This is a genomic window from Chloracidobacterium sp. (genome assembly GCA_016720705.1).
Classification (GTDB): domain Bacteria; phylum Acidobacteriota; class Blastocatellia; order Pyrinomonadales; family Pyrinomonadaceae; genus OLB17.
Map to the genome: position 1 here is coordinate 284838 of JADKKB010000001.1, position 21099 is coordinate 305936.

Annotated in this window: 18 protein-coding genes; 13 read left to right on the plus strand and 5 right to left on the minus strand. The window is 53.7% G+C overall.

The features are described 5' to 3' along the window. Window positions 1-18 precede the first annotated feature (18 nt). From IPQ00_01335 to IPQ00_01345, 3 genes are all read right to left on the minus strand, one after another. A complete protein-coding gene (locus IPQ00_01335) occupies window positions 19-1218 on the minus strand; it encodes a hypothetical protein (protein MBL0239209.1) in 1200 nt (399 codons plus the stop codon). A 27-nt stretch (window positions 1219-1245) separates the two neighbouring features. After that, on the minus strand, window positions 1246-1926 hold the full coding sequence (locus tag IPQ00_01340) for a hypothetical protein (GenBank protein MBL0239210.1): 681 nt from the start codon (window positions 1924-1926) through the stop codon (window positions 1246-1248). A gap of 107 nt (window positions 1927-2033) precedes the next feature. Further along, entirely contained in the window at window positions 2034-3041 is a 1008-nt protein-coding gene (locus tag IPQ00_01345) for a TerC family protein (protein MBL0239211.1), read from the minus strand. 328 nt (window positions 3042-3369) lie between these two features. Here IPQ00_01345 and IPQ00_01350 point away from each other — a divergent pair, with 328 nt between their 5' ends. After that, window positions 3370-5031, plus strand: a complete 1662-nt coding sequence (locus tag IPQ00_01350) for a ribonuclease J (GenBank protein ID MBL0239212.1) — start codon at window positions 3370-3372, stop codon at window positions 5029-5031. A gap of 26 nt (window positions 5032-5057) precedes the next feature. Here IPQ00_01350 and IPQ00_01355 read toward each other — a convergent pair whose 3' ends face one another. Together IPQ00_01355 and IPQ00_01360 are read right to left on the minus strand one after the other, a co-directional pair. Beyond that, window positions 5058-5438, minus strand: a complete 381-nt coding sequence (locus IPQ00_01355; protein ID MBL0239213.1) for a hypothetical protein — start codon at window positions 5436-5438, stop codon at window positions 5058-5060. A gap of 12 nt (window positions 5439-5450) precedes the next feature. After that, window positions 5451-7643 (minus strand): S9 family peptidase, encoded by a 2193-nt coding sequence (locus IPQ00_01360; protein MBL0239214.1) that lies wholly within the window; start codon window positions 7641-7643, stop codon window positions 5451-5453. Window positions 7644-7820: 177 nt separating this feature from the next. On the opposite strand from IPQ00_01360, the gene IPQ00_01365 reads away from it, so the two are divergent. From IPQ00_01365 to rocF, 12 genes are all read left to right on the plus strand, one after another. Further along, the gene (locus IPQ00_01365) at window positions 7821-9269 is read left to right on the plus strand and encodes an aminotransferase class V-fold PLP-dependent enzyme (protein ID MBL0239215.1); all 1449 of its coding nucleotides are present in this window, start codon (window positions 7821-7823) and stop codon (window positions 9267-9269) included. A 52-nt stretch (window positions 9270-9321) separates the two neighbouring features. Next, on the plus strand, window positions 9322-10092 hold the full coding sequence (locus IPQ00_01370; GenBank protein MBL0239216.1) for an SDR family NAD(P)-dependent oxidoreductase: 771 nt from the start codon (window positions 9322-9324) through the stop codon (window positions 10090-10092). A 127-nt stretch (window positions 10093-10219) separates the two neighbouring features. Then, a complete protein-coding gene (locus tag IPQ00_01375) occupies window positions 10220-11113 on the plus strand; it encodes an undecaprenyl-diphosphate phosphatase (protein ID MBL0239217.1) in 894 nt (297 codons plus the stop codon). 183 nt (window positions 11114-11296) lie between these two features. Then, window positions 11297-12997, plus strand: coding sequence for a single-stranded-DNA-specific exonuclease RecJ (gene recJ, locus IPQ00_01380; GenBank protein ID MBL0239218.1), 1701 nt, complete (start codon window positions 11297-11299; stop codon window positions 12995-12997). 5 nt (window positions 12998-13002) lie between these two features. Beyond that, window positions 13003-15681, plus strand: a complete 2679-nt coding sequence (gene lptC, locus IPQ00_01385; protein ID MBL0239219.1) for an LPS export ABC transporter periplasmic protein LptC — start codon at window positions 13003-13005, stop codon at window positions 15679-15681. 5 nt (window positions 15682-15686) lie between these two features. Then, window positions 15687-16451, plus strand: a complete 765-nt coding sequence (gene lptB, locus IPQ00_01390; protein ID MBL0239220.1) for an LPS export ABC transporter ATP-binding protein — start codon at window positions 15687-15689, stop codon at window positions 16449-16451. Between the two features lie 103 nt (window positions 16452-16554). Continuing rightward, window positions 16555-18129, plus strand: a complete 1575-nt coding sequence (rpoN, locus tag IPQ00_01395) for an RNA polymerase factor sigma-54 (GenBank protein MBL0239221.1) — start codon at window positions 16555-16557, stop codon at window positions 18127-18129. A 33-nt stretch (window positions 18130-18162) separates the two neighbouring features. Next, window positions 18163-18501 (plus strand): ribosome-associated translation inhibitor RaiA, encoded by a 339-nt coding sequence (gene raiA / locus IPQ00_01400; protein ID MBL0239222.1) that lies wholly within the window; start codon window positions 18163-18165, stop codon window positions 18499-18501. A gap of 7 nt (window positions 18502-18508) precedes the next feature. Then, window positions 18509-19408, plus strand: a complete 900-nt coding sequence (rapZ, locus tag IPQ00_01405; protein MBL0239223.1) for an RNase adapter RapZ — start codon at window positions 18509-18511, stop codon at window positions 19406-19408. Between the two features lie 32 nt (window positions 19409-19440). Beyond that, window positions 19441-19866: a PTS sugar transporter subunit IIA gene (locus IPQ00_01410; GenBank protein MBL0239224.1), complete on the plus strand. Its 426-nt coding sequence runs from the start codon at window positions 19441-19443 to the stop codon at window positions 19864-19866. Window position 19867: 1 nt separating this feature from the next. Further along, entirely contained in the window at window positions 19868-20134 is a 267-nt protein-coding gene (locus IPQ00_01415; GenBank protein MBL0239225.1) for an HPr family phosphocarrier protein, read from the plus strand. Between the two features lie 7 nt (window positions 20135-20141). Beyond that, the gene (rocF, locus tag IPQ00_01420) at window positions 20142-21074 is read left to right on the plus strand and encodes an arginase (GenBank protein MBL0239226.1); all 933 of its coding nucleotides are present in this window, start codon (window positions 20142-20144) and stop codon (window positions 21072-21074) included. Window positions 21075-21099 lie beyond the last annotated feature (25 nt).

The window sequence follows — 21099 nt, forward strand, 5'->3', positions numbered from 1 at the left end:
TCTCTCGATCAAGAGTGCCTAGTTTTCGATCTTGTAGCCCGCCGGCACGGAAAATAGCTCAGCTGCGGGTTCCGTTCGCTTGATATTGATCAACCTGAATATATGCTCTCCGGCCAGTGGGTCAAGGTGCCTAGACATCACCACTACCTGCAACTCCGGCGAAAACCATTTCTCCGAGATCACCTGGATCGGTTTATCATTGCCGATCTGACCTGCGGGTATCTCCATCGTCGTTCGAGTGCCTTCCACGCGAACGCCTTCGATGTTTTTCGTTCCAAGCGACTCGGTTTTGCCACTGTCATCCTGCTCCGGTGCGAGTGGCCCGGGGCGGCCGTCAATGCGGTGCTTGCGAGCGATCTTGTTATTTGCATCTAAAAAGATCTGAAGTTTTAAGTTCAGGTCGTTTATAAAGACAAGCATTTGCGGTTTGTTGTCGTTTCCGACAACTTCTACACCGGCAAGCACCTCAAATGGCTGTTCGCGACGGGTCCGCCCTTCAGAATCACGATAGATCGCACCATTTCGCTTTTTGGTCACGGTCGTACCGTCGAAAAGCCGCTTTGTATCCTCGATCATCGAATCAGCCGAAAACGGCTGGCCCTTGACAAGTTTGTCGCCAAATCTAAGCTCGGCACCGAGAAATTCGGCATTTGGCGGCATTCCCGGACGACGCGGTGCAGGAGGCCGACCTTCACCACGATCGGGCGGCACCGGAGGCCGTGCTTCGTCCGACGAGAGGATCCCATCGTGATTCGAGTCCATTTCGCTATATCGGAGCCGTACTGCCTTTTCAAAATCTGACCTCGGAACATTGCCACCGGTCCTCAATAGTTCGTCAAAAAAGAATGGCGGCAGCATCGCCTTGCCCTCCCCGCCGGGACGCCGCGTGCCGTCATTCGGCGGTATCGAACCGCGTTCGCCGCGCTCGATCGTGCCGTTTACGTTTTGATCAAGGCCGGTGAATGTCCGTTCGATCGCGGCGGCAAATTCCTCGGCATCCAGACTGCCGTTCTTATTCGTGTCGTGCGGCTTGATCCATTCGCCTCTCGGCGGCCCGTCAGGCCTTACCGGTCCCATCTCGCCGGGACGTCCACCTCGACCGTCACGCGGCGCACCGATATCGCGCGGCGGGCCTTGGGGACGCGGTGGACGTTGTGCGAATGCGAATCCGCTAAGGACCAAAACTACGGCAAGTGCGAACAATTGATTCGATCTCATATCTAAACTCCTAAATCCGAACGACGTTTATCTTATAAAACGTATTGCGTGGGTCTGACCATCGTCGCCGATGACGACCTCGGCATCGACCATACTGGTCGGTTTTTCGACCGAATTTACAAGCCCGAGGGTGACCATCATCTCACTCGGCACCCTTACGCGGACCAATTGTCCGCTTTCGGGGTTGCGTGCATAGGTTAGGGCGATAAATTCGGACTTGATAGCGGCCTTTTCCACCGCAACCATTGAGCTTTTCGGTCGTGGCCCGGGGGTGCGAATGGTGCGTGCGGCGACGGTCTTGGCGGGTGTCTTTGGCAATTCGGGCTCGTCGCCATTCGTAGAAAGTGTGACGGGCAATGCCTGCTCGGGAGCGTTCGTTGGCGAGACCTTTGTCACCACCGACAAACCATTCTGCTGCAAACCCGCCGTCTCCGTCGGACTCAATGCCGGACGGAATACAAAAATCGCAGTAACGACAGCAACAGCAGCGATGGTCGGCACTCCGATCATCAGCCAACGCCGAAATGTTTTGACCGGCGGCCAGGGCATTTTTGCGGCGGCCTTTTCGTCTCGGACACTACGCTGAATATTCCACCAGAGCGTCGGCGACGCAGTGATATCGTCGATCAATGCATCGTCGGCCGAGGCTTCGGCCACTAGCGTTTTCATCATTTTGTCGAATTGCTCATCTGAAAGCTGTCGTTTCATAAGTGTGACCCCAACTTTAGTTGTCAGGTAAAAGACGCGCCAAAAAGCGGTATGGTTTCAGCTTTATAGCTGGCCATACCGCATTTTATATTGTTGGAACGCTAAACCTAGTCTACTTTCTCGCCGAAATCGGGATTTTGCGACGTTTCCCCTACCCCGACGGGCCGGGGAAATAGTAGTGAAAACACGATCGAAGCGGCGATCACGCTGATGATAAATGCAAGTGAATACGAGATCGGGAATTTGCCGTCGAAAGCATCGTTAAGCCAGACCATTTTCAATCCGACAAAGACCAGTACAACGGCCAGGCCGAATTTCAACAAATAAAATTTATCGATGACCCCGGCCAACATAAAGTACATCGAACGCAGTCCCATTATCGCGAAGATATTTGACGAAAATACGATGAAGGGCTCATTGGTAACAGCAAAAATGGCAGGGACGCTATCAACCGCAAAAATTACGTCGGTCGCTTCTAAAAATAGCAGTGCGATAAATAGTGGAGTGGCGTGCCACCTACCGTTCAGTTTCAGGAAAAAGCTTTTGCCGTCGATGGAGTGAGTCACGGGCATAAACCGCTTAAATGTGCGGATTAGAAGATTCTTTTCAGGGTCGATCTCTTCGTTGCTCGTAAAGAACATCTTGATGCCCGTCAGGATCAGAAATCCGCCAAAGAGATAGATCACCCAGTGAAACTGCATCAACGCCGAACCGGCGGCAATAAAGATCGCCCGGAATATCAATGCTCCGAGGATGCCGTAAAATAAAACCCGGTGCTTGTATTTAGCCGGTATCCCAAAATAGGCAAAGACTAGAACGAAAATAAAGATATTGTCGATCGATAGCGAATATTCGAGTACGTATCCAGTTAAAAATTCGAGCGTCGAAGCCTTGGCCGCAACGGCGCCGAATTTACCCAGAGTGTACCAATAGAATCCCCCCGCGAAGGTCATCGCCAGTATCACCCAAACGACACTCCAGGCGGCGGCCTCCTTAAATGATACGACGTGTTCTTTACGATTAAATATGCCAAGGTCGATGGCGAGCATCGCCAAAACAAATACCAGAAATGCGGCGTAGAGCCACCAATATTCAGCAAATGGGAATAGATTCATAGATCGTGATTATTCTAGTGCGGCTAAATGGAAAAAACCCATTGCGGCAAACATAAACCGCAACAGGTCTCGAAATTCTTCTTCCACACCGGAATGCTCGCTTGATCGGGCATTCGTATTGACGGCAATGAAAGTCCTTCGGATATTTCTCGAAGGCATCTACTCCCCTATTGAACTAAAAAGAGAGTACTAGAGTGTTAAGTTTCCTGTCAAATGCGATCATATCGACCGATATTGATGTCGCTGACAGTCGCCGTTGGTATGAGTCAAAATTTATAGTGATACAATTATCGCGTTAATAAGATAATTAAAGGATCGGCCAAATATTTTGCACAAAGTTGAAATTATTCCGCTCGGCGGCATCGGCGAATTCGGAATGAACTGTATGGGCATCAGGTACGGCGATGAGATGATCATCGTCGATGCCGGAATGGGCTTTCCCGAAGAAACTCCGTTCGGAGTGGATATTTGTATCCCGAACTTCGATTTTCTCGAAGAATACCGCGACGATATGACCGCGATCATACTGACGCACGGACACGAAGACCACATCGGGGCGCTCGCGTACATTCTCCGCAAGTTTAATCTGCCGGTCTATTCATCGCGGTTCACGCTGGCACTTACGGAAAAGCGTCTTGGCGAGTTTGATATGCTCAACGATGTTCTGCTCCATCGCGTTGAGGCCAACGACATCATTACGATCGGTAATTTTAAGGTCGAGTTCATTCACGCGTCCCACTCATTAGTCGAGTGTTTTTCGCTGGCGATCCACACGCCGGTCGGCACGATCATTCACACCGGCGATTACAAGATCGACGACACCCCCGTTATCGGTAAACCGTACGACCTCAAAACGCTCGGCCGTATCGGCGACGAAGGCGTGCTTGCCTTGCTGTGCGATTCCACAAACGCTACTGTGCCTGGCCGAACGCCGTCTGAAATGGCCGTAATACCTGCATTCGAAGAAATATTTGAGGAGACCGAAGGGCGTTTGATCATCTCGACCTTTTCGTCGTCTCTCCATCGTTTGCAGATCGTTTTTGATGTCGCTCATCAATTTGGCAGAAAGGTCTGCGTCATCGGTCGGTCGATGCAAACGAATGTCGAGATCGCGGGCGATATGGGACTCTTACAGATCCCGCACGGTACGATGATCGAACTCGGAATGTCGCGGGCTATGGATGATGACGAGATCTGCTATTTGGTGACGGGTTCACAGGGCGAGATGCGGGCCGCTTTGTGGAATATGGCCACATCGACGTTTAAGGGACTTGAGGTCGAAAAGGGCGATACCGTCGTGCTGTCCGCACGTATTATCCCCGGCAACGAAAAGAATATCAGTCGCCTGATCGGCCACCTCTATAAACGCGGTGCCAATATTATCGAAGAAAAGCGTCGCCTCGTTCACGTCTCAGGCCACGCCTCACAGGGCGACATCAAGATAATGGTCGAGACCGCCCGTCCGAAGTTCGTTGTCCCGATCCACGGCGAGTACCGAATGCTGTTTCGCCAAAAGGAATTCATCAAAAATCACGTTGGCAATTATGATGACGAAAATATCATCCTGATCGAAAACGGTAACGTCCTTGAGATCGACGAATACGCAGCCAAGATCATCGATAAGCACGAGTTACATAAAACCTTTATTGACGAGGAATCAATGGAAGAGATCGAGTATGACATCGTCCGCGAACGCAAAAAGCTTGCCTACGGCGGAGCCATCTCGCTGGTCGTGTCGGTCGACAAACGGCTGCATAAACTTGCCGGTGAGCCGCAGATAACCTTTCAGGGCGTTGCCGGACTCGACGCGCTCAATGGCTTTGCCAAACAAGCCCGTGACGCCGTTACCAAGGCCATCGGCGATATGAAACCGGAGCAGATCGCGGATCGCAAGGTCTTTAAGGAAAACCTGCGGATACACCTAAAGCGTTTTGTTCAAAAGGAACTGAGTTCGAAACCGGTGATCGTCACGACGGTAGTTGAGGTCTAAGCGATCAATATCGGAAATGCCGTTGGTCAATGACGGCGTTCGTAGGTGTCGGTGCCCGTTTGCAGATCGTAGGAACTGAACCAGTCAAATTTCATCTTATCGCCGGAAACCTTGATATTGACGTAGACGACATACGCTCCGGTCATCGCGGTGTAATAGCTCAGGTGGATAAGTCGGCCCTTTACGACAACGATGTCCTTGATGGTTCGCGTCACGTTGCCCTCCTCATCCACGACCGACACACAGAGTTTCCCGGCTTTCGTTCGAAACTTCAGAAAATAGCTATCATCGCCCTCCCAGACGCCATTTAACCTGTCTGTGACTTTTTGCGATGTGCAGGTCTCGCCGGCAAATATAATACTGCTCAATGCCAGGATAATAAGTAATCCGAAATGATATTTATACATTTGCCGTCTCGCTTATAGGTTGTCCGTCCAATATTTCTCCATCGTACGCCTCAGGTGTAGCGACGTATTTTCGCCCTCGCTGATGCTGTGAGTCCGCATCGGATACGACATCATTGTAAAGAGCTTATTGTTTTTAATTAGTTCGTTCACCAGCAACTCAAAGCCCTGATAGTGGACGTTGTCATCGCCGGTGCCGTGGATGATCATCAGGTTGCCCTTTAGATCCTTGGCATAGTTGATCGGCGAACCGTCGCGGTAGCCAAGTGCGTTCGTCTCCGGCAGGCCCATATATCGCTCTTGATACGTAGCGTCATATAGCTTTTGGTCCGGGACCGAGGCGACAGAGATGCCGGTTTTATAGATCTCAGGATAGCGGAACATACAATTGAGCGTCATACTGCCGCCGCCACTCCATCCCCAAACGCCGACCCGAGACGCGTCGAGAAAATTATAGGTCGAAAGCAGTTTCTTGGCCGCATTACTCTGGTCTTCGGATGCGAGGATCCCGATCCGGCCGTAGATCGACTGGCGCCACTTCAGCCCGCGGGGCGTATTGGTGCCGCGATTGTCCACGCTGACAATGACATAGCCCTTTTGAGCCAAATATTGATGCCAGAGACCTTCGCCGCCGTCCCAACTATTTTGCACCGTAGTGCCGGCCGGTTCGCCGTATACATAGAACACAAGCGGGTATTTCTTCGCCGGATCAAAGTCCTTTGGCTTGATCATATACGCATCAAGCGTAACGTCGCCGATATCTACCTTGATAAACTCCTTAGGCCGCAGCCCCAGCCTGTCATACTTTGCTTTAAGTTCGTGATTATCCTCGAGCAATCTCGTTTCGCTGTTTTCCGGCAGGTAAACGAGCGAAATTCGGTTCGGCGTCGTCGCGTTGCTAAAGCTGTGGATCGCCCATTTTGCGTCCGCCGACATTTGGTATGAGTGATGGCCCGGTTCACCGTCAGGCGTTACGCGTTCGGCCTTGCCGGTGCCGTCGAGCCTGCTTCGGTACAGATAACGTGCGGTAAAGTCATTTGGCGAGGCGATGTAGTAAACGTAACCTCCGTCGGGGTCGATGCAGTTAATGTTGACCACATCGAAGTCGCCATTTGTTATCGCTTTGATGCTTTTACCGTCCCGCGACACGCGATAAAGGTGCATCCATCCGTCACGTTCGCTCGTCCAGGTAAAGTATTTTTCGCCGTCAAGCCAACGGATATTGTCGTGAAGGTCCAGAAAACCCTCGACCGTCTCGGTCAGGATATTGCTCAGCTTCATCGAACCGGCGTCGCCGATCCAGACCTTGTTGGTATTCTGCAGACGATTAAGCTGCTGGATCATCAACTCATTCGAATTAGGAATAAAGTCCATTCGGGCTAAGTAGTTGTTGGTCGGATCGCCGGGGATGTCAAACCAATTGGTCTTACCGCCCGTCGCCGGGATCACGCCGATCTTGACCGCCGAGAGCTTGGTACCGACCTTTGGATAGGGCAGCGGGATCGGCTTTGAATAAATATCCGACACGTTATCGATGAGGTAAAACGTGCCGATATTCTTCGAGTCTGTTTGCCAGTACGCGATCGTCTTGCCGTCCGGGCTCCAGCGAAAACCATCGCGGCAATTAAGCTCTTCCTCATACACCCAATCGAATGTGCCGTTGATGATATTGGCGCCGCCGTCTGTCGTGATCTGTGTGACCTTAGACGAGGCAATATCTTCGACGTAGATATTTTGTTTGCTAACGTATGCGACGCGTGACCCGTCGGGCGAGAATTTGGCAAACATCAGTGTGCCGGCTTCGATATCCTTGCCTAGCTGTTGTAGCTTTCCCGTGCTTACATTCAGCACCCAATAGTCGCCTCGGGTATTGTATCGCCATACTTTTTTTGTGTTTGTGAAAATGAGCAAGCGGGAGTTGTCGTCCGACCAGATATAGTCGGCGATCCCGAGCGGACCCTTTGCACCCTGCGGTATAAGTTGGGCTGTCGGGACAAGAACGCTGCGCTCGCCCGTGCGTGCGTCGTATCTAATGATCTCGCGGCCGCCGGATTCTTTGTTTCCCTCGACGGTCGAGTATCCTTTGCTGTCCTTCATCCACCGCACGGGACCAAATCCTTTTTGGCTAAAGCTTCGCTTTGTATATATATTCTCGAGCGTCAGATCCGGTTCCTGGGCCGAAACTGCCGTGACGGAGGTAACCACCATTGCCGCCAGGATGCCGATCAGGCATATAGCTAAGCGGGGCCGCGGGCTGTGCATTTTATCGAAAATAAGGAATGGAGTGTCCATAATGTATCATTGACCAAGATCGCAGGTTTTGTGTTAGAAGCTTTTATAATTGTATATGCCATAGATGCCCGAAACGCAAAAGATCATCAGGTTATGAAGGAAAAAATACTCGAATTGGAAAGGGCCTCCCTTGCACTCGAACCGTCGGCCGCCGAAAGAGCGAGGGTTCGCGGTCCGGTCATCGAATATACCGAACATTTTCTGGATAACGTCGCGTCGATCAAGGCGTATGAGTTCTCCGCGGATCAAGGCAGCGGTCTGCTCGATTCGCCGATATCGGAGGATGGTGTCGGCATTGACGAGGCGATCGCACTCATCCGCGACAATGTGGACACACCCGGACTCAAATCGGCCTCCGGCGGCCACCTCGGTTACATTCCGGGCGGCGGTATCTACACTTCGGCGCTCGGCGACTATTTGGCAGATGTGTTCAATCGTTACGCCGGTGTTTTCTATGCCAGTCCGGGCGCGGTGCGGATGGAGAATATGCTCATCGCGTGGATGAATTCGGTCGTCGGCTACCCCGCAACCGCCACCGGAAATTTGGCATCGGGCGGCAGTCTGGCAAATCTTATTGCTATCGTGACCGCCCGCGACGCCCGCAAGATCAAAGCTTCGAACACTGAGCGTTCGGTCATATATCTTAGCGAGCAAACGCATCATTCTATCGAAAAGGCAGTCCGCATCGCCGGCCTGGCCGAATGTGTGGTTCGCTATCTGCCGATCGACGAAGCCTTTCGCATAGACGCCGACGCCTTCGCCCGCCAAATTGTTGCAGACAAAGCGGACGGCCTTGAGCCATTCCTCGTTATTGGTTCGGCAGGATCAACAGACGTCGGTGCGGTCGATCCGCTTGCGGCGATCGGTGCGATCGCTCAACGCGAGGGCCTTTGGTTTCACGTCGATGCGGCTTACGGCGGTTTTTTTATGCTTACAGATGAAGGGCGTAAAACCTTACGCGGCATCGAGATGAGTGACTCACTCTCGATCGATCCGCACAAGGGGCTTTTTCTCCCGTACGGGCTCGGCGTGGTTCTGGTGAAGAACGCCGCGGCACTCGCCTCATCGCACGGTTACGACGCCAATTATATGCAGGACGCGGTCGCCGCGGTCGATGAGCCTTCGCCGGCGGATCTATCGCCTGAGTTGACAAAGCATTTTCGCGGAATGCGGCTCTGGTTGCCGCTCAAACTTCACGGCGTCGCCCCATTCCGGGCGTGTCTCGAGGAAAAGCTTTTGCTAGCCAAATATTTCTACGCCGAGGTACAAAAGCTTGGCTTTGAAAGTAATATCGAACCCGAACTTTCGGTCGTCACCTATCGATATTTGCCCCAAACGGGCGATGCCGATATCTTTAACAAGAAAATAATGGAGGCGATCGTCGCCGATGGACGCGTTTTTATTTCGTCCACGATGCTCAATGGCGATTTCATTTTGCGCTTTGCGTGCCTTTCCTTCAGGACGCATTTGAGCACGGTCGATCTGCTTTTGGAAGTGCTCGCTGATGCGGTCAGCGAGCTTACCAATGAGAATTCAGCCTGATAACCCAAGCTTTCGCGTGAAATGACCTTATGGTCTGAGGGTACGTGTCTATATGAATTGGAATGGCCAAACTGTTTTCCTGACCGGTGCGTCGAGCGGCATCGGCGAGGGCATCGCTCTCGCTCTTGCCGAAAAGGGTGCAGTGCTCGGACTCCTCGCACGCCGTAAGGAATTGCTCGAAAAGATCCGGACCCAGTGCGAAGAGGTCGGCGGCACCGCCAGTATTTATGTATGCGATGTGACCGACGCAGATGCGGTCGCGGCATCGGTCGACGATTTTCTGCACGAATTCGAGCACATCGACTTTCTCATCGCGAACGCCGGTATCGGCGGAAACAACGCCGAAACGCGGGCTATGCAACCTCTCGCTGTCAAAAAGGTGATCGACATAAACTTGATGGGAGCGGTCAATTCCGTTCACGCCGTGCTGCCTTCAATGCTCAGCCGCGGTTCCGGACATATCGTCGCCGTTTCGAGCCTCGCCGGTTTTCGCGGGTTGCCGCGTTCGGCGGCGTATTCTGCGAGCAAGGCGGGAATGACCGCATTTTTCGAAAGCGTCCGTCTCGACGTTAAACATCAGGGTGTCGATGTCACCATCATTCAACCGGGATTCATCAAAACGCCGCTGACCTCCGGACGCGAAGCCAAAATGCCGTTCATTATGGAACTCGTCGATGCCATCCCGCTATTTATCCGCGCGATCGAACGGAAAAAGCGCTTCGCTGCTTTCCCCTGGCAACTCGCGACATTGGTGCGTGCCGCCAAAGTTATGCCCGGCTGGCTTTATGACCGCATCGCCGGCAAAGCACGTTATCGGGAATAGCGGATCGCAGGTACTCTCCGCCGGTTCGCAACATTTGCGTCCGGTATGGTAAATTGGCTAATCGGCAGATTAGACACACTGATTTGTACTCGCATTTCAGACCTTTGTCAGGCACATTGCAATTCTAATGGACTTAATTCAAGCGATCATCCTTGGTATTGTTCAGGGTTTAACCGAATTTATACCCATCAGTTCGACTGCCCATCTCGTATTTGCGAGCCGTTGGACCGGCATTTACGGGGGCGACCCCGAAATGGTCACCGCTACGATGGCGGTAATTCAATTAGGTACATTGGCTGCCGTATTGGTCTATTTTGCCGGTGATATTTTGAGCATATCGATGGCATTCATTCGTGACCATTGGGCCGTTGTCAGCGGAAAACGTGGGATGCGTTTCTCGGGGACCGACGGCGTGCGCCCGATCTGGCTCTCAGAAGAGGCGTGGCTCGGGTGGCTGATCATCCTCGGTTCGATCCCGATCGGTACTATCGGCCTTCTCTTTAAGGACTTTATCGAGGGGCCGGGAACCAAGAATCTGTGGGTGATCGCAATTATGCTGATCGCCATCGCGCTCCTCCTGACTTTGGCTGAGATCGTCGGAAAGCAGCGTAAAGACCTGCGCCATCTCGGTCTAGGAGACGCGATACTGCAGGGGTTTTGTCAGGTACTGGCATTGATGCCCGGAGCAAGCCGTTCCGGCTCGACAATTATGGGCGGCCTGTTCATTGGCGAAAAGCGTGAAACCGCCGCCAGATTCTCGTTTCTGCTCTCGATCCCCGCCATCACTGCCAGCGGCCTGCTCGAGCTCCGCAAAGCCCTGAAAATACTTCCGCCGGACAGCCTTGTGCCTTTGCTCGTTGGTACCATCGTTTCCGCAGTCGTCGGCTATGTCGCGATCTGGGGCCTGCTCGCATTTCTGCGAAAGAACACGACCGCGGTCTTTGTCGTCTATCGGCTGATCCTCGGCACAGTCCTGCTCGTGCTGCTCTGGCAAGGCGTACTGAGTCCCGTGATCCAATAGAAGCTAAAGCAAAACCGTCTCACGCAAAGCCGCCAAGAACGCAAAGGAAGATGAGGCGTGGGTTCGCTCGAAATTGTGTCCCGGATGGCTTTAACGTCTTAACTTTTCTTATCTTTGCGATCTTAGCGACTCTGCGTGATATTCTTTTGCTATTAGACGCGCCTTCAACGGCTTTGAACCTTTATGCACAAGAGATGGACAATTCGTAAGCACGACGCGGATGCTGTCAACAGACTTTCGAATGAACTCAGTGTTCGCCCGCTTATTGCCGCACTTTTGATCGCACGTGGGCACGACACGGCCGAAAAGGCTCTGCAGTTCCTCAACCCGTCGCCTGAGGATCTGCACGAACCGTTTCTGCTCAAAGGGATGCGGGAGGCGGTCGAACGTATCCGAAGGGCGGTCGAGGCGAAGGAAAAGATCTTTATTTGGGGCGATCTAGACGTCGATGGCACTACCGGAACGGTTTTGTTGCGGCGAACTTTCGCACTGCTTGGGCTTGAGACAGATTTTCACATCACAAACCGATTCACCGAATCGCGTGGACTAAATATCGAACCGCTCCAGGCCGCTCGTGATGCGGGTTATACCGTGGTGGTCAGCGTTGATACCGGCACCTCCAGTTGTGATGAGGTCGCGTTTGCCAACTCGATCGGGCTAGACGCGATCATTTGTGACCATCACGAGGTCGGAAGCGACGCGGTTTTGCCGGCAGCGGCGGCATTGATCAACCCATTTCAAGCAGGTTGCGAATATCCCGACAACAATCTTGCCGGCGTCGGCGTGGCCTTCAAACTCGCACACGCGTTGCTCCGCGAATACGGCCTCGAACACGAAATACCGCCGTTGCTAAAGATCGCGGCCCTTGGCACCGTGGCCGATGTGGTCGATCTGACCGGCGAGAATCGTGCTATCGTGGCCCTCGGCCTAAAAGACCTTCGCCGAACGGATAATTGGGGTCTCAAGGCTCTAATGGAGGTCGCCGACTGCAACGCGGAGATGACGAGCTATGATATCGGCTTTCGCATCGGGCCGCGGATCAATGCCGCCGGGCGGATCGATGTCGGTACGCACGTTGTCGAACTGCTCGAGTCCGATGATTTTACAAAAGCCCGCGGCCTCGCCGGTTTGCTCGATACGCGTAATCGCGAACGGCAAAAATTGCAGCGTGAGGTCACCGAAAGTGCGATCCTCGAGGCATCTTCATTTCCGGATCCCAATTTTGTCGTCGTGGCTGCCAACGGTTGGCACAAGGGCGTTGTCGGGCTTGCGGCGTCGCGTGTAGCCGAAAAATTTCACCGGCCTGCGATAGTATTTTCGATCGAAGACGGCATCGCTACCGGCAGTGCCCGAAGCATTGCTGGATTTGACCTGTTTGAGGCTCTCGGCTCCGCCGCCGATCTGCTTGAGACATTCGGCGGCCACGTCGCAGCGGCCGGGATGAAGGCCAAGGAGGCTAATATTGACGCCATTCGCGATCGCCTTGACGCCTACGCCGCCGGCCTCATCTCCGGCGATGCACGCACTCCCGAGCTAAAGATCGACGCTGTCGTCACACCGCAAACTCTCAACCTCAAGCTCGTCGAGGAACTCGCGATGTTTGAGCCATTCGGTGCGGGCAATCCAAAACCTGTATTTGTCACCCGCGGACTATATCTGAGCGGCGAGCCATTTGTGATGAAGGACAAACATCTCAAGCTAAAGCTGACCTCTGATGCAGGCTACAAGTTTGAGGCCGTCTGGTGGGACGGTGTTGAGCGTTCAAAGGGGCAAACTCTTACGGCCGGAACCGGCATCGAACTAGCTTACGTTGCCGATGCCAATTCGTGGCAGGGAAACACGCGGCTGCAACTTGTCGTACAGGACCTGAGAGCGGATAATTGACGGAAGTGCCGGAGAAAAAGATCCACGATCTACGAGAGTTTCAACTGCGTGCAAAGCTGCCGCTGTTGATCCGCTATGCGGCATTGGCAGTGATCGTGATCACGGTCGTCGCGGTGCTCGTCGGATTTTACAGAGAACGCAATAAGACCGGTTTTCGACTTAAAAGCGAGCACGCTCAGCTCTCACCCGATGTGATCGCCGAGGTCAATGGCTACGAAAGGCTCGAGACCGACGGTAATCTTTCTAAATATTACATCAAGGCCGCATTTGCCCGCACTTTTGCAGATAATCACCAGGAACTCCGCGACGTTTACCTCGAAACCTTTGATGAAAAGGGCGAAAAGGCCGACACGATGACCGCCCAAGAGGTACTCTACGTACCGGAAGCGGACAAGAATTTTACGGCGTATATGAAGGGCGACGTCAAGATCGAGAGCCGCGACCGCCTCAAGGTCAACACGCCGAATATCGTATATACCAAGTCGAACGAGACTGCAGAAGCGGACCAGTTGATCGAGTTTGAACGCGACAACGTCCGCGGAAAGTCGTTTGGCGCGACTGTAAAGTTGGGCGAAAAGCGTATAGATCTGTTGCGAGACGTCGAGATCGAGACATTTGAATCCGCCGAGTTGGCGGCGTCCGGCGTTCGCTATGCCAAGATCAATTCGGTTTCGGCTAGCTTTGATCAGCTTAACGGTCAGATCACACTAAACGACAACGTCAAGATCCATATCGATTCCAGATCGAAAACGACCGGAAAGGATGTCCGAACGGACGTTGCCGCACAAAAGGCGGTGGTGTATTTTGCCGCCGATGACAAGGCCGCCGCGGTGACGCCCGAGCGACCCGCCGGATTTGCCCCGGAATCAGCTCAGCTAAAGAAATTCGAACTATTTGAAAGTGTACATATTACTTCGATCGACGGCGGTGCATCGCCGACCAATATTGACGCGGGCTACGCACTTTTTGACAAAGCCGCGGACCGATACGAGCTTAAGAACGCAGTTCACATAGTTACGTCGGCCGCCGACAAGCCTACCGATATTCGCGGAGATTCGGCCGTCTATGAGCAGTCAGCTCTCAAGGTCTCGATCGACGGTTCCGGCGAGATCACACAGGGAAGCGACTACCTTAAGGGCAATAGCATTAACGCGGACCTGTTTCCCGACAAAAAGCTCAAATACGCGGTTTTGCGCGGCGATGCGCTTATCAGGCAATCGGCGGATGCACGCACAACGAGCGTCAGCGGGCCCGAACTTAATGCTTTATTCGGTGACACGCGGCAATTGCAGGCCGCAAACGCCGTCGGCGCAAGCACGGCCGAGATGATACCTAATAGCGATCCGCAATACTCACGCGTCACAATGACCGCACCTCGGGCAATGCACCTGACATTTGCGGGCCCAGGGCTTCTTCGCCAATTGACGACCGAAGGGCGGACGACTATCCAACTCAATGCCGTCAATAGCTCGACCGACTCTGCAAACAAGCGTGTGACCGCCGATGCTGTCAAAACCGTTTTTGACGACAACGGCAAGGATATCAAACGGGCCGAGGCTGTCGGAAACGCCGAACTGTTCGTCGATCCGCTTCGTGCCGCCGCCGAAAATTACCGTACGACCGTGACGGCACCTCGTTTCGATTGTGAGTTTTACGCAGGCAATAATGCAAAGTTGTGCGTTGGCGGCAAAAAGGCCAAGGCCGTTCGCGTGCCGACGGTCGCTACCGACGGCCGTGGGGAACAGACACTGACGGCGGATTCACTTAACGCAGCATTTAGCGAAACGAGTAAGGATATCGAACGCTTTGACGCAGTCGGCAGTACCAAGTTTGTCGAACTTGACCGCACTGCGATCGCTTCACAGATGTCATATACGACCGCCGATACCACCGTCCGACTTCGCGGCGGTGATCCGACGGCTTGGGACTCACGTTCGCGGGTCAAGGCACGCGAGATCGATTGGAATACGTCGGCAAAACGAACGAATATGCGCGGTGCCGTCAGCACGACCTATTACACACGCCGCACGATGGGTGACGCACTACCTTTCGGGTCGTCGGACAAACCGGTTTTTGTGACGTCCGACAGTGCCGAATTTGACCACGCCGCCGAGACCGCTGCTTTCGCAGGCAATGCCCGAGGTTGGCAGGACGACAATTACGTTCGGGCTGATCGCCTGTTCATCCGACAGTCTCAGGGCAATTTCCAGGCGGACGGCAACGTACAGAGCGTGATGTTTGACGTCAAACAAAAGCAGAAGGGACGCGAATCAAGCCAACCGGTTTACGCTGCGTCAAATAAGCTAAATTACGACAAACAAACGCGGCTTGTGCAGTACCGCGAAAACGTCGATATCCGGCAGGGTACCGACCGCATTACCGCAGCATCGGCCGATATATTTCTTAACGAACAGAACGAATTATCTCGAACCGTTGCCGAGACAGGTGTCGTTATTACTCAACCCGGACGCAAGGCGACCGGTAATTGGGTACAATATTCAACGGCGGACGAGATCGCGGTCTTGCGCGGTGCTCCGGCGACGATCAATGACTCGGCAAATGGTTCATCGCAGGCGGCCGAATTGACCTTTATGATGCGCGAAAATCGTGTCATCAGCGAGGGCAAGTCGAAACCGTCGGGAACGGGCCGTATTCGCTCGGTCTACAACGTAAAGCCCAATTAATATAGATGTCAGAAGCATCAGATTCAAACGGTTCCGGTCACCTCGAGGCCGGTATGCTTGCGGGATTTAATCTGCAAAAGTCTTATGGCGGCCGCCGCGTCGTCGATGACGTGTCGATCAACGTCCACAAGGGCGAGGTCGTCGGCCTGCTCGGCGCCAACGGTGCCGGCAAGACTACGACGTTTTATATGATCGTCGGACTCGAACGCCCCGAAAAGGGCGACGTCTCGCTAAATGGCCGTGATGTGACGGGCTTGCCGATGTACCTGAGGGCACGACTCGGCCTCGGTTATCTGCCGCAGGAAGCGTCGATCTTTCGCAAATTGACTGCCGAGCAAAACATCCTGGCCGTGCTTGAGACGATGAAACTGTCACGCGAAGCGAGATTTGCCAGACTCGAGGAACTGCTCGAGGAGTTCGGCGTCACGCACGTTCGCCGGGTACGCGGCGACGCACTTTCGGGTGGTGAACGCCGCCGCGTCGAGATCGCCCGTTGTCTTGCGACCGAACCGGAGTTCATCCTGCTCGACGAACCCTTCGCCGGTATCGACCCGCTTGCTATCGACGATATTCGCGAGATCATTCTCTATCTTAAAAGGCAGGGGATCGGCATTTTGATCACCGACCATAACGTCCGCGAAACGCTCGGTATCACCGATCGTGCATACATTCTGGCCGACGGTAAGATACTTCGCTCTGGTGCTCCGGACGAACTTGTCAATGATCCAGACGTCCGGCGCCTTTATTTAGGCGAAAGATTCACTTTGTAACCTTAACCGTTTCTTTTCTTAGCAAAAATCGCTATAATTCGAGTTAGGAACAGTAATTGCTTATTAACTTGCGATATCGTTGTACCGTCCGATCTAATCGACTATGTCGTCGCTAAGACTCACACATCAACTCCAGCAAAAAATGATCTTGACGCCGCAATTGCGGCAGCGGATCGAAATGCTCCAGATGACGTCGCTTGAATTAGCGGACCTCATCGAGCAGGAGATGGTGACCAATCCGATCCTGGAGGAAGTCCAACCCGGCGACGAGGTTCAGGAGATCTCAGACAGCATTCTTGATCAAAATTCGGACGGTCACGACGCTGAGTTTCAGACCGGTAACGATCCGGGCTCTGACGCGGTCCAGGACGCCCTTGTGGATTACGCCGACGCCGAACCGTATATGCCCGACACGCCGTCGCTCAATGGTGACGAGCCGGTAAATCTGGATGCCGCAGCGGATGATGACTTTCACACGGAATCCGAGGATTCCTTTGACGAGATCGATTACGGCCGCGAATTTCAAGACTACCTTGACCCGGGATACCGCACGCAGGAAATCGAGTACAAGGATGACGCACCGAGCTTTGAGCAGTTTCTGACGCACTCGCCCAATCTGAGCGAGCATCTCGAATGGCAGCTTAATATGCTTTCGCTCGACGAAGACCGCGATTATGCTGCATCGCTGATCATCGGCAACCTTGACGAAGACGGCCGACTGACGGCGACCAATGAGGAGATCGCGGATATGGCTCGTTTGACCGAGGCCGTGATCGAGAGTGCTCGTCAATCCGTGATGCAACTTGACCCGGTCGGGTGCGGTGCACGCGACGTCAACGAATGTCTGATCGCACAGCTTATCGCCCGCGGCGATGGCGATAGCCTTTCTGTAAGGCTCGTCCGCGATCATCTCGAAGATCTACAGCCACACCGTTTGCAGCATTTGGCTAAGAAAACGGGTGTCGAGATCCATCGACTGGACGAAGAGATCCAGCGGATACGCACGCTCGATCCATATCCGGGACGGCGATACTCATCCGAGGAAGCGATCTATGTCGCTCCTGAGGTCTATATCGAAAAGGTGGACGACGAATTTGTGGTCTATTTTGCGGATGACGGCAGTCCGCGTTTGCGGATCAGCCCGACTTATCACAAACTGGCCGACCAGAGCGACACTACCAAGGAAACTCGCGACTTTATTAAGGAAAAAGTGCGTTCGGCCGTAGATCTGCTCCGAAATATCGAGCATCGCCGCCAGACCATCTATCGCGTTGTCGAGTGTATCGTCGACCGCCAACGCGACTTTCTTGAGTATGGCGTCGAGCACATTAAACCGATGATGCTCAAGGACATCGCCGAGGACATTGGGATGCACCTTTCGACGATCTCTCGTGTGGTCAACCGCAAATACGCCCATACGCCGCAGGGCGTGATCGAATTGCGTAGGTTTTTCAGCGAGGGAATGATGAATGAGGAGGGCGAAGAGGTCTCGACTCGCATCCTCAAACTACGGATCAAGAAGTTGATCGAAGAAGAAGACTCTAAAAAACCGCTCACGGACGAAGATATAGCAAAGATCCTGAGCAAAGAGGGCGTTAAGCTTTCGCGCCGAACGGTGGCCAAATATCGTGATCAGATGCAGATTGCCGGCTCACGCGAACGCAAGACAATTATCTAATACACCACCTTAGGGTAAAGGACTTAAACCATTATGAAATTTGATATTACCGGCAGGCACATTGACGTTACACCCGCGATCAAGGCGCACGTTGAGTCACATTTGGCAAAGATCGACAGCCTTTTCGAAGGGAAACCGGCCCACGCACACGTCATCATTGATGTCGAACGCGGCCGCCATAATTCTGAGATCGTCGTCAACTATCGTAACGACGTCCTCACCGCGGCCACAACTGATGCAGATATGTACAATTCGATCTCGTTGACCGTTGATAAGATCGAAAAGCAAGCAAGAAAACTCAAGGATAAGATCGTAGAAAAGTCGCGCAAGGCCGAAAAGATCGGCAAAGTGCCGACTATCGACCAAGAATAGACCGCATATGGGCAACACCCCGAAGGCAGACCTTGGTCTGCCTTCGCTCATCATCATCACAGGACTTAGCGGCTCCGGAATGTCGTCGGCGACGAATGCATTCGAAGATCTTGGGTATTTCTGTGTCGATAATCTGCCGTTGACGATGCTCTCGACATTTGGGCGGCTGCTGGTGCCCACGGACGGACGCCCGGCGGCGATCGAAAAGGCGGTGCTGGTGATCAATATCCGCGAACGCCATTTCCTTTCGGAGTTTTCGGTTGAATTGAAAAAGCTTGCTCGTAAAAAGCTTGTGCCTTTCGTGGTGTTTTTTGAGGCGTCGGACGAGGTTTTGCAGCGGCGATTCTCTGAAACGCGGCGGCCACATCCGGCAGATAACGGCAAAGGCCTGATCGCTGCCATCCGTACCGAAAGGCGTGCGATGACCGACGTTCGGCGACTGGCTGATCTGATCATCGACACAACTGACCACACTGTCCACACGCTCAGGCATCTCCTGGTGCAAAAGTTTAGCCCGCACACGGACGGCAAGACACTTAATGTCGAGATCCTGAGTTTTGGGCACAAATACGGCAACCCGCGAACGCTCGACCTGCTTTTTGACGTGCGGCATTTGCCAAATCCTTATTTTCAAAAGGATCTCAAGGAATTGCCCGGCGACACGCCGCAAGTGCTTGCATTTTTTGCAAAGCACCCTGAGGCGGACGAGACCGTGCAGCGTCTGACCGACCTTTTGACATACCTTTTGCCCAAGTATAAGCGTGAGGGCAAATCGTATTTGACGATCGGCGTGGGTTGTACCGGCGGACGGCATCGCTCGGTGATGGTTGCCAATGCCATCGGCAAGGCACTGAAGAAGATCGGGGATTTCGAAGTTGCGGTTTCGCACCGTGATATACAAAAATAGCGTTTTCTCCCTAAAAGGCCGGAATGTGATATATGGAAAATGATGCAAAGATCGGCGGCGTTATCGTCTCGCACGGCCAGATGGCCAATGAATTGCTTGCCGCGGCGGAGGAGGTCGTCGGTGACCTGACCAACATCGCTGCCGTGTCTATAGGCTGGCACGATGATGTCGAAACGGCCCGCGATGAGATCGAACGTGCGATCTCAAATATGTCATTCGGATCCGGTGTATTGATCCTGACCGATATGTTTGGCGGCACTCCGACCAATATTTCTGCGATGTTCCTTAAGGAAGATGAGGTCGAGATCGTCACCGGCGTTAATCTGCCGATGGTCATCAAACTCGCGACCGACACACGCCCGATCGGCCTCAAACAGATGGCCGCCGACGTCGAAGAAGAAGGGAAATCCGCGATCTGCCGGGCCGGGGAACTGCTCTCGCCGGCTAAGCCGAAATAGGATGCTTGAGCGGGAATTACGCATCACCAATCCGCTCGGGCTTCACGCAAGGGCCGCCGCCAAAGTCGTCCGATGCTCCGTGCGGTTTGAGAGCAGCATTTTGCTCCATCGCGGCGAGGCATCCGCCGACGCCAAATCGATGCTCAGCATACTCGGCCTGTCGGCGGGCTTCGGCTCGGTTTTAAGAATTATCGCGGACGGATGGGATGAGGACGCGGCGATCAGCGAGCTATCAGAGTTGTTTCTATCTGGCTTTGGTGAGCTCTAAAAAATATATGGCGATCGATAAAGTAGGTATTCTCGGTGTCCCACTCGGTTTTGGAGCCGGAAAAACCGGCAGCGAACTTGGCGTAAACGCGATGCGCTTGTCCAAGACCCGCGGCAGCAGCCTTGCGGAACATATTCGGCACCTCGGTATTGCGGTACGCGACCACGGCGATGCTGTAATTGCTCGGCCCCCGGACGATGCTGCACCTGCAAATCCCAAGCATTTGGCCGAGATGGTCGAGTCCAGCCTAAACATTATTGCGGATATCGACGCTATCCTCGCAGCCGACGAACTGCCGGTCATTCTCGGCGGCGATCACGCCATCGCGATCCCGACATTTTCGGCGATCGCATCGCATTATCATCGCCTCGGCACCGATATCGGGCTACTCTGGTTCGACGCGCACGCTGACATCAACACACCTGAAACGTCGCCATCGGGCAATATTCACGGTATGCCGCTCGCGGCCCTCTTGGGCCACGGCGACCCGCAGTTGACCGGCCTTTGCGGCTATTCGCCCAAGCTCGACCCGACATACTTTGCTCATATCGGCGCCCGCGACATCGATCCCGGTGAGCGTTCGCAGATCGAAAAGCTCGGGCTTCGCGACCATTTTTTTACAATGAGCGATATCGATAAGCGCGGAATGGCAGCGTGCGTCGAGGACGCCCTCGCTATCGTTTCACGGGCACCCGGCGGTTATGGCGTGACGTTTGACGTCGATATGATCGATCCGCGGTTCGCTCCCGGCAGCGGCACGCTGGTCCGCGGCGGTGCGACCTACCGCGAATCACACCTGGCACTCGAGATGATCGCTGCCGCCGGGGGAATGCGTTCATTTGAGATCGTCGAGGTCAATCCGCTGCTCGATCAATCAAATATTACGGTCGAACTCGCGTGTGAACTGATACTTTCGGCTCTCGGCAAGACGATACTCTAGCCTTTGCGTCGGTTGTTTTCGGGTA

Coding starts and splice junctions, on each gene's coding strand:
- IPQ00_01335 (MBL0239209.1), bottom strand. CDS start 1,218: ATGAGATCGAATCAATTGTTCGCACTTGCCGTAGTTTTGGTCCTTAGC.
- IPQ00_01340 (MBL0239210.1), bottom strand. CDS start 1,926: ATGAAACGACAGCTTTCAGATGAGCAATTCGACAAAATGATGAAAACG.
- IPQ00_01345 (MBL0239211.1), bottom strand. CDS start 3,041: ATGAATCTATTCCCATTTGCTGAATATTGGTGGCTCTACGCCGCATTT.
- IPQ00_01355 (MBL0239213.1), bottom strand. CDS start 5,438: ATGTATAAATATCATTTCGGATTACTTATTATCCTGGCATTGAGCAGT.
- IPQ00_01360 (MBL0239214.1), bottom strand. CDS start 7,643: ATGGTGGTTACCTCCGTCACGGCAGTTTCGGCCCAGGAACCGGATCTG.
- IPQ00_01365 (MBL0239215.1), top strand. CDS start 7,821: ATGAAGGAAAAAATACTCGAATTGGAAAGGGCCTCCCTTGCACTCGAA.
- IPQ00_01370 (MBL0239216.1), top strand. CDS start 9,322: ATGAATTGGAATGGCCAAACTGTTTTCCTGACCGGTGCGTCGAGCGGC.
- IPQ00_01375 (MBL0239217.1), top strand. CDS start 10,220: ATGGACTTAATTCAAGCGATCATCCTTGGTATTGTTCAGGGTTTAACC.
- recJ (MBL0239218.1), top strand. CDS start 11,297: ATGCACAAGAGATGGACAATTCGTAAGCACGACGCGGATGCTGTCAAC.
- lptB (MBL0239220.1), top strand. CDS start 15,687: ATGTCAGAAGCATCAGATTCAAACGGTTCCGGTCACCTCGAGGCCGGT.
- rpoN (MBL0239221.1), top strand. CDS start 16,555: ATGTCGTCGCTAAGACTCACACATCAACTCCAGCAAAAAATGATCTTG.
- raiA (MBL0239222.1), top strand. CDS start 18,163: ATGAAATTTGATATTACCGGCAGGCACATTGACGTTACACCCGCGATC.
- rapZ (MBL0239223.1), top strand. CDS start 18,509: ATGGGCAACACCCCGAAGGCAGACCTTGGTCTGCCTTCGCTCATCATC.
- IPQ00_01410 (MBL0239224.1), top strand. CDS start 19,441: ATGGAAAATGATGCAAAGATCGGCGGCGTTATCGTCTCGCACGGCCAG.
- IPQ00_01415 (MBL0239225.1), top strand. CDS start 19,868: ATGCTTGAGCGGGAATTACGCATCACCAATCCGCTCGGGCTTCACGCA.
- rocF (MBL0239226.1), top strand. CDS start 20,142: ATGGCGATCGATAAAGTAGGTATTCTCGGTGTCCCACTCGGTTTTGGA.